We start from the raw sequence: 11598 nt of genomic DNA on the forward strand, positions 1-11598 counted from the left end.
CGGGCGGGGTCCGCTAATAATGCGGCACCCACAGCACAACAGCGGTACACGCTCTATGTCGTGCTCGGCGAGACACTTCTGGTTGGTCTCCCGATCGACGTTTGCCGCTCCCATTCCGCAGTCCGGAATGTTTGGCGCAAATGAAGCAGGTCTTTGCGCGAAACCAGTCCGACGAGTATCCGAGTCGACGCACTGACAATTGCGACCCGACCCGTATTCTCGCTCAGCATCAGATCGGCGATATGTCCGACCGGATCGTTCTCATAGCCAACGGTGAAGCTCCTCTGGCCAAGAATTTTTGCAAGCGTCAGACTGGGCTCAAGATCGCTTTGCTGCCAGAGTAGGATATCAGCGCGAGAGACCATTCCGATCAGCTTTCCATCAGCTTCGGTGACCGGATAGCTTCGGTGCTTGTCGGCCGTGGACGTAAAGAACTCGATTGCATCAACGACAGCCATTGATGCAGGCAGGGTATCGACGTTTCGGATCATGATTTCGCCCGCGCGCATGTGTTCAAACATATCGATCCCGTATTCGCGGGTGATATGCTGGCCCCGACGAGCAATCTTTTCCGTGAGGATTGAGCGACGCATCATCAACACGGTGACAGAATATGCGCTTACGGTTCCAATGAGCAGAGGAACCGCCATGGTGAGATCACCCGTGATCTCGACGGCAAAGAATATTCCGGTCAGCGGTGCGCGCATTGTTCCGCCCATCATTGCCGCCATTCCAATCAGAGCCCATATGCCAGGCTCGCCTGGAAGTATCAGACCAACCAGATATCCGAGTGCGCCTCCAAGTATCAAGAGAGGCGCCAGCACACCCCCGGAGGTGCCGGATGACAATGCCACCAACCATATGCCGGATTTTACCAGCAGGATCGCAATGACGGCCTTCGCCACGATGTGATTACCAAGCATATCAGCGATGATGTCGTAGCCCACACCGAGAGCACGTGGCTCGATCAGGCCACCTAGACCAACTACGAGGCCACCGAGCGCGGGCCACCACATCCAGTGAATCGGTAGGGTCTCGAACAGATCTTCAATCTTGTAGAGTAACTTCGTCATGAGCCCTGATTGCAGACCGGAAACGATCCCAAGCACGACACAGAGCAAAAGGCTCCACCAAGGCAAATCAAATCCGAATTGGGTCGGAAAAAGCGGACCCGCATCGAAATAATACGGGCGCCACGTGACCGAAACCGCAGCGGCGACTGCAACAGGGATAAAACTGCGCGGTTTCCATTCGAAGAGAAGAAGTTCGACTGCCAGCATGACTGCCGCGATCGGAGAGCCAAAGATTGCGGTCATCCCTGCAGCAGCACCTGCGACAAGAAGCGTCTTGCGTTCAGCAGAACTCATTTGGAAACACTGGGCAAATAGGGAACCAATGGCACCACCTGTCATGATGATTGGACCTTCCGCACCAAAGGGTCCGCCGCTGCCAATCGAGATCGCAGAAGAAAGCGGTTTCAGGATCGCCACTTTGGGAGACATCCTACTGCCACCGATGAGAATGGCCTCGATAGCCTCAGGGATACCGTGACCTCGGATCTTCTCCGACCCGAACCGAGCCATAAGCCCAATCACAATTCCCCCTAGAATTGGAGCAGCGACCATCCAAACCGATGGCTGAATATTTGCGAAGCTCACTTCGTCAGTACTAACGCGTCCCATCCAGACTACGTTCGTCACGAGTTGAATGAGGCTGACAAGGATCCAGGCAGCGAAAGCGCCTGCAGAGCCGATTAGAACGGCCATCGCGATGAGAATAAGAACTCGTCTGTCCGTGGTGAAGTCACCGGATTGGCGCCGGGATAGGCCGCCGACGAAGTCGTGAGACGCGAAGTTAGGTTCTGGTTCTTTCATCGCCGAATGTCCTTGAAATGAGTTTTCAATGCGAAGGTCGTGGCCATTTACATCGTATTACGATATAAATCAATGAGGGCCGCTGAGTTGCTCGCAGCTTCAAACCAGGCATTGCATTCACCACCCCAAACCATAAAGAAATGGAAGAGATTCAAAAGAAAGGTCGTGTGTCGTGGATAAACCAACCCAGTCGGAATATGAAACGCTTGCGATTTTTCGACATACGCTCCGGAAGTTTTCCGAGTTTAGCACCTCCGCAGCCCAGACTCAGGGTCTGCCGCCACAGCAGCATCAGGCACTCTTGGCGATCAAAGGCCTTGCGCTCGGGGAGGTTATGACTGTGGGCCTCCTTGCGGAACGTTTGATCATCGCGCCGCATACGGCGACAGAGCTTTCTAATCGCCTTGTTTCGGGAGGCTACGTTGTCCGCGAAACAGACCCGAACGACCGTCGACGCCAGACGTTACATCTCACTAAAAAAGCGGACGACATAATGAGGGACCTGAGCGTTATCCACTTGAAAGAGATCAGGGAGATGGCCCCCCAATTAATAAGGATACTAGAGAGGCTGATGCCTGACACTCGGACCTAAATCTAAGGGCCAACACGCATCGCTGTGGCGGTGTGCTTGTTCACGACGGCTGGTGCGAAAACTTGGTTTCTTATGATGCATGTAGAGGACCATACAGCCTACTACCTGTACTCATGTTGAGGGGAAGGGGCCGCATATCCCGCACGCGAATAGATCTATTTTATCCATATATATATATATCAAATTGGTAACAAGAATTAGCTTAGGGAAGAATACATTCTTGCGAGTCATTGTACTTTTCCACCTACAAACGACGCGCCTCCCCCAGTGGGATGCGACTTGACCCGGACAGATTTCGTCACAACTTTCCCTGTGGCATCGAAGTAGAACGCTCTGGCTTTGCACCGTCAGACTATAGGTGAAGAATTGACTTACACAGCGCTTTTTCAAGCCTCACAGCTTGTCAACTTGGACGTCTTTGAACGGCGCCCGATGGTGGCCAAATGCTCACTTGCACGGGTGGCGACAAGTAAGTCCCCGATCATTTCGCAAGTGCTGTTTCAAACTCGGCCACAATCGCCTTGATCAGCTTTCCGGTGATCCTGTCCTTCTGCCAGAGTGCCGTCATCTCCACAGGTGACGTGTCCCAATCCGGCAGAACCCGCGCGAGCCTGCCCGTCGCCAACTCTGTCTCGATCATGAAGTTCGGTAGGTTTGCTACGCCAAGACCTGCAAGGACGGCATCGATCAGGATCGTCTGTCGGTTAGCTGCAAATCCGATCTTGGGATGTGCCGTTGCAGTCTGCCCCGCCGCGTTACGCAAATCCCATTCCACCAGATCACGGCGAATGGACACTGCGGGTACATTCGCGAGATCTTCAGGTCGATTGATATTCGGATGGCTGGCTAGGAAGGCGGGATTGGCTACCAAGGTTCTTGGCAGACTAGCGATCTTTTTAGACATGAGACCTGAATCGGCGAGGGGTGAATAGCCCCGAGTTTCGTAGACACCCTCGGGTTAGATTTTCTGCTGCTTCTCGAACTCGACGGGCGACAGCATCCCGTTCCTGACGTGTTTGCGTTTCGGGTTGTAGAACATTTCGATGTAGTCGAACACGTCCTGGCGTGCTTCATCGCGTGAACGGTAGACTTTGCGCCGTATCCGCTCTCGCTTCAGAAGATTGAAGAAGCTCTCGGCCACCGCATTGTCATGGCAGTTGCCGCGTCGGCTCATCGAGTGAACCAGATTGTGGTGCCTGAGGAACGAGGCCCAGTCCATGCTGGTAAACTGCGAGCCCTGATCCGAGTGGATCAGCACCTTGTCTTTCGGTTTGCGTCGCCACACCGCCATGAGCAGAGCCTGCAATACGACGTCCGTGGTCTGTCGGCTCTGCATCGCCCAGCCGATGACCCGGCGAGAATAGAGGTCGATGACAACCGCAAGGTAAGCGAAACCTTCGCAGGTTCGAATGTAAGTGATGTCCGTGACCCAGGCCTTGTCCGGAGCTGCTACGTCGAATTGCCGGTCGAGCTTATTATCGACGACGACAGACGGTCTGCCGCCATAGATGCCGGGACGGCGTTTGTAGCCGATCTGCGCCTTTATCCCGGCGAGACGCGTCAGGCGCGCGACCCGGTTCGGGCAGCACATCTCTCCCTGATCGAGAAGGTCGTCGTGCAGCTTGCGATAACCGTAGACCTTGCCGCTCTCCCCATGCCTTCAGGAGGAGATCGGTCTGTCGCTTGTCCTCATTGGCTCGCCTGCTCAGCGGGTTCTTCAGCCAGGTGTAAAATCCACTCGGGTGAACCCGCAGAAGGCGGCACATCGTCCGCACCGAAAACTGCAAGCGATGCAAAGCAATGAACGCGTACTTCACTTTGCATCCCTGGCGAAATACGCGGCCGCTTTTTTTAGGATATCGCGTTCCTCAGTGACGCGAGCCAGTTCCTTCTTCAGCCGCCTGATCTCCTCGGCCTCGTCGTTGCCCTTGGAGTCCGACCCAGCAAACTTCTTCTTCCATTCATACAGCGAATGCTGGCTGACGCCGAGACGCTGCGACACCTCAGCCACCGGATAGCCACGCTCCGTGATCTGCCGCACCGCGTCACGCTTAAACTCTTCGCTGAAATTCGATTTGCCCATGATGCTCTTCTTGCCTCAAAATTAGGAAAGAAGGTGTCTACAAATCGCGGGGCTATTCATACCTCGCTTGGCTGAGGCTGACTAGACTTGCAATAAAAGACGAGGCGCATGGCTCTCAGCCCGGCGAGAGCACCCAGGCGTTGAGCGATGCCCTCAGCCGCGACAAAGACGCCGGGACACCCGATGAGATCGAAGACCTGATCGCAGAATACCAGCGCCAGCGCGGCCCGCAGGTGAACATCAGCTACTTCGCCTTCACGGTCACGCCGCGTAATGTCACGCTTGAGCGTTTTGGCTCGACCGGCACGGACGGCCTCCCGCATCCGTTTCACCTTTACTCCATGCGCCAAGCGATCGAGGAGGGTTTCATCCTCGACGTGCTTCAAAACTAATTGACTTACAAGGCGTATTACGCCCTGGAAAAAAGATCGACAACGATCCGGAACTGGATACGCGCCGCGCGCAGCGAAAAGTCGCCCGGTTTGCGGCCCTGCACCCGACCGCCCTGAGCCAGAAGGTCGAGGTGATGGTCGAGCATTTTCAGCGCCATGTCAGGCCGGAACTAGACGGCCAGGCGAAGGCTAACTGCTTCAAAGCTAGCTGGAATAACGACAGCAATTTTATTCTTTGACCCTTGAAGCGGACGGTTCGCTTCCGGCCCCAACTTGGTCATTTATTCCCTCACATGGCGATGTCCACTCTTGGCGGTTCATAGCCGACGAAGGGCGTCACCGAGAAGCGAGGCATTCTAAAAAAGCGCATTCCGCCAGGGATGCAAGGTGAAGTACGCATTTATTGCTTTGAATCGCTTGCAGCTTTCGGCGCGGACGATGTGTCGCCTTCTGCTCGATCAGGGATAGACGTGCTGCCCGAAACGGGTTACGCGTCTGATCCGTCTCGCCAGGATCAAGGCGCAGATCGGCTACAAACGCCGCCCCGGCATTTATGGTGGTAGGCCTACCGTCGTCATAAATCTCTATTCCCATCGTGTGATCGGCTGGCGATGCAGAGCGGCCAGACGACTGACGTCGTATTGCAGGCTCTGCTAATGGCTGAGTGGCGGCGCAAACCGAAGGACAGGGTGCCGACCCACTCGGACCAAGGCTGCCATTTCACCAGCATGGACTAGGCATCATTCCTCAGACACCCCAATCTGGTTCATTCGATTAGCCGACGCGGCAACTGCCATGACAATGCGGTCCCGAAGCGCAAACACGTCAGTAACGGGGTACTGTCGCCCGTCGATTTTGAAAAACGGCTGAAAATCTAGCCCGAGAGTGTCTACGCAACTCGTGGCTATTCAATCTGCGTCTATTGCCAAGAACGTCTGAGCTGCTGCTTAGCCGGCCGCCGATCAATAAAGATAGGTATTCGCATCCTTCTGAGTTTATCTTTGTCCCACCTGCCAATTTACCACTGATGCTGACTATCGTCTGTCGCTCACAGCGAAGAGCTTAACAATTGCTGGTGGTCAAAGGAACATCCTACTCCTCACGAAAGGCTTTCATAACCTGGTCTGTGAATGGCTTCGTCAGGTACGACCACGCGGAGCGCTCAGCCGTGTGAACGAAGACCTCGATTGGCATGCCCGGCATGAGTTTGAGGTCTCTGATGACTTCCTGTTGGTCAATCATATCAACTGTCGCAAGATAGTAGGGCTGACCAGTGGTCTTGTCGACCACGGTTGCTGCCGCGACGAACTCGACAATCCCAAACACCTCGGGAGTGGTTGCACTGTTAAACGCAGTCAGCCGCATCCGGGCGGCCTGTCCTGGCGTGACACGATCAACATCTGCGGGCGGGATCCGGAATTCGACCTTCATGTCGTCAGTTTTGGGAACGACGGACATAATAGTCGCTCCAGCTCCTATGACGCCGTTGATGGTATGGATCTGCAGATCATAGACAAAGCCATCAACAGGTGCGCGTACTTCCATTCGCGACAGTCGGTCATGCGCTGCGATCTCTCGCTCTCCCAGTTCGGCGAGCTTGGATTCAATCGAGACAATCTCTTTTTGAGTTTCAGAGCGCGTCGTCTGGTCGATTGAAAGAAGCTTGATCCGCAATTCACTAATCTCTCCTTCAGCCTCCGCCACCCTGGCCGCCACTTCACCTGTTGTCCCATCGATACGGGCTACCTGCTTCTGGAGGTCGCGAAATTCCGATAACTTGATCAACCCGCCTTTGGCGAGCCTCTCGCTGACGCTGATCTCTTCGGTGATGATCTTCTTTTCAGCTTCGTTCGCTTTTCTCTGCGAGATCAAACCGTCAATCTGGTCTTCGAGCTGAGAGATTTGCATTTCCAACTGCTGTTTCTGATTGAGGATCATTCGGCGGTTTTCCTGAAACAGCTTCGTTTCGTTATGCGCCAGCTCAGGGACGATGGAACCGTCAGAAAATGCAATAGTGTCCTTACCGTCGCGCTCAGCCTCCAGGCGGATTTTCATCGCCCTGAGCTGGGCGAGTTGGCTTCGGATGATCGTCAGTTCAACCCGGGTCTGTGTCTCGTCAAACCTCAGAAGCACATCACCAGCCTTTACTGTGTCTCCATTGGCGACAGGAATGTCAGCGACAATCCCGCCATCACGGTGCTGGATAGTCTTGACCTGATCGGGGACGACGAGCTGACCTTGCGCGATAACCGCACCGGCAAGTTTTGCCTGAACTGCCCATCCACCGACACCAAACACTAGGAATCCTGCCAGAATGCCTGAAACGATGACGCGTGGCGCGATGCCGAACGATTGTGCATTGGATTGCACCTGAGTGTTTGTGTTTTTGTTTTCATACATCATCTCAGCAGACTCCCCGATATGGCTTTTCGCCCTTTTTGTTACGCCCGTGCCAATCCTGCGTCCTCATCGCGAGCCGCAAGAATGAAATCATCTTCTGTCAATGTCTGATGGCTGTAGATCAGCAGCTCGAGATCGTCTTGTTCGCCCGCTAGATCGATGACGGCGCGAACAATGGCTGTCTCGCCGTCGGCAAACTCGCTGTAAAGGCGAATTCGCCGCACATCCTGCTGGTCATCGATCTCGCCCATGATGCGGTCGAACATCAGCCCGCCGATTTCATCTGCGAGATCGGAAAGATCGATCCGATCGCCGATCTGGAAGTCTAGTATCTTGTCTGTTCCTTGCCCGTTGTTGGACACGGTTTCCACCGAGCGGAAAATGAAGACGTCGTTGCCCGCGCCACCCGTCAAAAAATTGATATCCGAATTGGCGACCAGTACGTCGTCGCCGAGCCCTGCAATGGCGACTTCGAAGCCCTCCAGTTGATCCGTCCCTATCTCAACACCTGTTGCTGTGCCACCTTCAAGGTCAATGATGACTGCCGTAATTGTCGCGGAAGCGTCGTAGGTATCGATCCCTTCACCGCCGGAATATTTGTCATCGCCATCGCTTGATCCGTCGCTCGTGTAGAGAACGACTACCGTATCATCGCCAGCGCCACCATTGACGATATCGCTGCCGCTGCCTGCGGTTAGTCGATCGTCGCCAGTTCCTCCGATCAGGAAATTATTCCCGTCATCGCCGGTCAACGTGTCGTTTCCACTGCCGCCGATTGCAGCCTCGAATCCAACGACCTGATCTGTTCCAATCTCAGAACCCGATGCAGTCTCGGCGGCAAGGTCAATGACCACTGCTTCAGAAGCCGACGATGCGTCATACGTGTCGAAGCCATCACCGCCAGAATATGTGTCGTTACCATCGCTAACGGCATTGAGCTGTACTGGTGCTCGCGCCTCCTCGTGTCCAGGGCCAACGACGATGGTGTCGTTGCCGGCTCCAGCGACTACCGCGTCGTTGCCGAGACCGCCCGACAGCATGTCGTTGCCGTCACCGCCATCGAGCAGGTCATTTCCTGCATCTCCGGAAAGGCGGTCGTTGCCTGCGTCTCCGAAGATATGGTCATTGCCGGATCCCCCACTGACAATGTCATCGCCATCACCGCCGGACACAACGTCAGCGCCTTCTTCGCCGTAAATCTCGTCGTTTCCTTCACCACCAAAAATGACGTCGTCGCCCTCGCCACCGAAAATACGGTCGTGGCCGCTCTCGCCGTAGATTGTGTCGTTTCCAGTGCCTCCGATTAGCGTGTCGTTTCCATCGCCGCCATAAATGACGTCGTTCTTTTCGCGTCCGTGGACAATATCGTCCCCATCGAGGGCTGCAATTATGTCTTCCTCGGGGGTTCCCAGTAGGACATCATCGTCATCGGTACCTTCAACGGCGTGTGGCGCCGCTTTTACGAGGTCCAGCATCGCCGTCCCCAGCACAGCTCCGGTTCCATCGCTAATGCCATATGTGAAGGTGACTTCACCTGTGTAGCCACGCTCAGGTGTGTACAGCCATTTACCGTCGCCATAGCTCTGTATGACGCCAGACGAAACCTGCAGGTTTCGGATCGACAAGGTGTCGCCATCCGGGTCGGTTGCAGCCGATGCCAAATTATCAAGAAGGATCAGTGCAGAAAGGTTCATCAAGCCACTATCGAGCAGCACCCGTCCGGCCACCACGGGCAATCTGTTCGGGCGTGTATTGCTTGTAGGAGGCGAACTGCCTCCAGTTGACGGCAGGTCGTGGCCTTTCGGATTTTCATCTGAACGCGGTGCATCAGTTGAAATGCCGCCACGTTCCCAACGGTCGCTTTCGTGCCAGACGATAGGGGTTTCGTTGCCCAAAGCGCCGAGTCGCGTCAAAGGCTCAAAGTGACCGCTGACCTGATGATTGTCGTTTGCGGAAAGCGATTGAAGGAACGAACGAAAGGTGTGATTTTCGAGATTGAGGTCGACCCTTGCGTGGAAGGTGGAGGGTAACTGGATGCCTTCCGCAAAATACCTTACCTTCCGTTCGGCACGGCCAGCTTCCTCTGCAACCTGGCGAAGATACGCGGCGACTTCCTCAATAATGTCGATGTTTGTCGAAGCATCGTTCGAACTCGCGACGGTTTCGGCAGTGGAGTCTTGAATTTGTCGTTCATCCGGCGAATCCGGCGCCTCGACGTGCGTTTCGGAATGAAGCTTTCCAAAAAAAGCGCCGATCGCGGCAAATGCGATTGCCGGGCTCACAATGCTCCAGTAGCGCGGGGCTGGTTTCTCCTGAACCTCAAAGCGGTTCTTTGGCGCTATGGAGGCTGCTACGTCAGGCAGCCCAAGAACAAGTTTGTCTTCCATTGTCTGTTCTCCTCCTGTTGCCTCTATGCGTTGCAACGGAACAAATTCATTCTGCCGGAGTATTGCCTGACGACGCCTGGACGCGTGTATGTTCTGAGCGAAGCAACTGTGGTTGTGGGCCTTTCACAACTTCGTCCTTTGGACCGAACGCTACGAGCTTGCCGTTCTGGACAACGCCGACCATGTCGGCAGATTGCAGTGCGCTAGGGCGGTGGGCGACGACCACCACGATCCCGCCGCGACAGCGCACTGCGGCAATCGCTTTCATCAGTGCTTCTTCACCTTCGGCATCGAGATTGGAGTTCGGTTCGTCGAGTACGACAAGAAACGGGCTGCCATACAACGCCCTTGCAAGCCCGATACGTTGGCGCTGACCGGCGGAAAGCGACATGCCATTCGGTCCGAGCTCCGTCTGATAGCCATTCGGCAGGCGAACGATCATATCGTGGATGCCTGCTGCCCTTGCGGCCTGGAGGATCGTGCGCGCCTCCGGCGTTTCGGCAAAACGCGAAATGTTCTCTGCGATGGTTCCATCCATCAGACAGACGTCCTGGGGCAGATAGCCGACATGTTCGCTGAAGAAGGTTGAAGGCCATTGCTTGAGATCCGCACCGTCAATGCGCACTGAGCCGCGAAGTGTCGGCCAGATGCCGAGGATGGAGCGGGCAAGGGTCGTTTTCCCGCCACCGCTCGGGCCGATCAACGCAAGCGCCTGGCCAGCCTTCAGCTCAAAGCTAACATCACTCAACAGAACCGCACCGCTGTGGGGCGCGACGGTTGTGATACCTTCGACGGTCAATGTTTCCTTTGGAGCGGGAAGGTTCAAAAGTGCTGTCTTGTCGTCGAGAACAGCCAGCGTTTCTTTCAGGCGCGCATGACTGCGCCTAGCCGAGACCATTCCCTTCCACTGCGCGATTGCTTGATCGACCGGTGCAAGTGCGCGTGCGGTCACTATCGAAGATGCGATGATCGAACCAGCCGACAATTCACCTTTGATTGTGAGATATGCGCCAAGCCCGAGAATTGCGGATTGCAGCATCATTCTCAATACCTTCGACAGGCCTGAGAATGTCCCGGAGATATCGGATGTCTTGGTTTGCGTATCCAGATGACGCCGATTGGCGCGCTCAAAACGGCTGACGGCCCGATCAGCGATGCCCATTGAGTGCATGATATCGCTGTTTCGCGCATTGGAATCTATCACTGCATTTCGCAGGACCGTCGACTTCAGCATCTCTTTGGCGTGACGACGTGTCAGAAGTTCCGTGCACAGTGTCAAAAGACCGAGGACCACGGCTCCCCCAACTGTCAGCATGCCGAGCATCGGGTGAAGAAGCCAAACGAATACGAGGTAGATTGGCATCCAGGGCAGATCGAACAGCGCAATTAGTCCAGGGCTCGCTAGAAAGCCGCGGATCGTATCGACGTCACGGCCACGCTCTGTCGCTTCAGCCGTGGAGTAACCATAGCGCGGCATGTCAATGACGACTTTGTGGGCGAGTGGGGCCAGTTGAGTATCCAGTCTTGCCCCAAGCCTCACCAAGATCTGAGACCGAAGAATATCAAAGAGACCCTGGAAAAGATAAAGGCCGATTGCCAGGCCAGACAATGCAACAAGCGTCGACACGCTTCCGCTGGTCAACGCACGGTCATAGATCTGGAGCATGTAAAAGGCGCCGGTCAGGGCCAGAATATTGATGATGCCGGACAGGCCGAAGACAAACATCATCAAGCCACCTAAGCCATTTATTTGGTTTTCTTTTTTGTTGCAGGTGCCACTCATCTGAAATTCCCCCTGGAAACTTTGCCGACATTCGGCGTTAAGTTCGCGGCATGTCGTGGAGTGATTTGGTTGACCCAAGACATCCCA

7 protein-coding genes and 3 pseudogenes are annotated in these 11598 nt (G+C 55.1%); 3 read left to right on the top strand and 7 right to left on the bottom strand.

The annotated features are described in order from the left end of the window. Positions 1-53 precede the first annotated feature (53 nt). Entirely contained in the window at positions 54-1874 is a 1821-nt protein-coding gene (locus AGR7B_RS20595) for a chloride channel protein (RefSeq protein WP_080857729.1), read from the bottom strand. 172 nt (positions 1875-2046) lie between these two features. On the opposite strand from AGR7B_RS20595, the gene AGR7B_RS20600 reads away from it, so the two are divergent. After that, entirely contained in the window at positions 2047-2466 is a 420-nt protein-coding gene (locus AGR7B_RS20600; protein ID WP_080857730.1) for a MarR family winged helix-turn-helix transcriptional regulator, read from the top strand. 481 nt (positions 2467-2947) lie between these two features. Here the strand turns inward: AGR7B_RS20600 and AGR7B_RS20605 are convergent. Together AGR7B_RS20605 and AGR7B_RS20610 are read right to left on the bottom strand one after the other, a co-directional pair. Next, positions 2948-3385, bottom strand: a pseudogene (locus AGR7B_RS20605) (LysR substrate-binding domain-containing protein); the annotation flags it as partial. A gap of 39 nt (positions 3386-3424) precedes the next feature. Next, positions 3425-4549 (bottom strand): annotated as a pseudogene (locus AGR7B_RS20610) (IS3 family transposase). A 140-nt stretch (positions 4550-4689) separates the two neighbouring features. Between AGR7B_RS20610 and AGR7B_RS26280 the strand changes: the two are divergent. Beyond that, on the top strand, positions 4690-4941 hold the full coding sequence (locus AGR7B_RS26280) for a hypothetical protein (protein ID WP_245317728.1): 252 nt from the start codon (positions 4690-4692) through the stop codon (positions 4939-4941). Between the two features lie 17 nt (positions 4942-4958). Here AGR7B_RS26280 and AGR7B_RS26450 read toward each other — a convergent pair whose 3' ends face one another. Further along, positions 4959-5087 carry a hypothetical protein gene (locus AGR7B_RS26450; RefSeq protein WP_280940465.1) on the bottom strand — a complete coding sequence of 43 codons (129 nt, stop codon included), beginning with the start codon at positions 5085-5087 and terminating at the stop codon, positions 4959-4961. A gap of 189 nt (positions 5088-5276) precedes the next feature. Between AGR7B_RS26450 and AGR7B_RS26285 the strand changes: the two are divergent. Beyond that, positions 5277-5819 (top strand): annotated as a pseudogene (locus AGR7B_RS26285) (DDE-type integrase/transposase/recombinase); the annotation flags it as partial. Between the two features lie 214 nt (positions 5820-6033). Here the strand turns inward: AGR7B_RS26285 and AGR7B_RS20625 are convergent. From AGR7B_RS20625 to AGR7B_RS20635, 3 genes are read right to left on the bottom strand one after another with little or no spacing between them, the layout of a single operon-like run. After that, on the bottom strand, positions 6034-7344 hold the full coding sequence (locus tag AGR7B_RS20625; RefSeq protein WP_080857732.1) for an HlyD family type I secretion periplasmic adaptor subunit: 1311 nt from the start codon (positions 7342-7344) through the stop codon (positions 6034-6036). A 38-nt stretch (positions 7345-7382) separates the two neighbouring features. Continuing rightward, entirely contained in the window at positions 7383-9728 is a 2346-nt protein-coding gene (locus AGR7B_RS20630) for a calcium-binding protein (protein WP_080857733.1), read from the bottom strand. 46 nt (positions 9729-9774) lie between these two features. After that, complete coding sequence (locus AGR7B_RS20635) at positions 9775-11511, bottom strand: type I secretion system permease/ATPase (RefSeq protein WP_080857734.1); 1737 nt, start codon at positions 11509-11511, stop codon at positions 9775-9777. Positions 11512-11598: the final 87 nt, after the last annotated feature.

It is taken from the genome of Agrobacterium deltaense RV3 (assembly GCF_900013505.1).
GTDB lineage: Bacteria > Pseudomonadota > Alphaproteobacteria > Rhizobiales > Rhizobiaceae > Agrobacterium > Agrobacterium leguminum.

What these genes read in the sequence shown, in the direction of transcription:
- AGR7B_RS20595 (WP_080857729.1), bottom strand. Translation starts at nt 1,874, where the DNA reads ATGAAAGAACCAGAACCTAACTTCGCGTCTCACGACTTCGTCGGCGGC.
- AGR7B_RS26450 (WP_280940465.1), bottom strand. Translation starts at nt 5,087, where the DNA reads ATGCTCGACCATCACCTCGACCTTCTGGCTCAGGGCGGTCGGGTGCAG.
- AGR7B_RS20625 (WP_080857732.1), bottom strand. Translation starts at nt 7,344, where the DNA reads ATGATGTATGAAAACAAAAACACAAACACTCAGGTGCAATCCAATGCA.
- AGR7B_RS20630 (WP_080857733.1), bottom strand. Translation starts at nt 9,728, where the DNA reads ATGGAAGACAAACTTGTTCTTGGGCTGCCTGACGTAGCAGCCTCCATA.
- AGR7B_RS20635 (WP_080857734.1), bottom strand. Translation starts at nt 11,511, where the DNA reads ATGAGTGGCACCTGCAACAAAAAAGAAAACCAAATAAATGGCTTAGGT.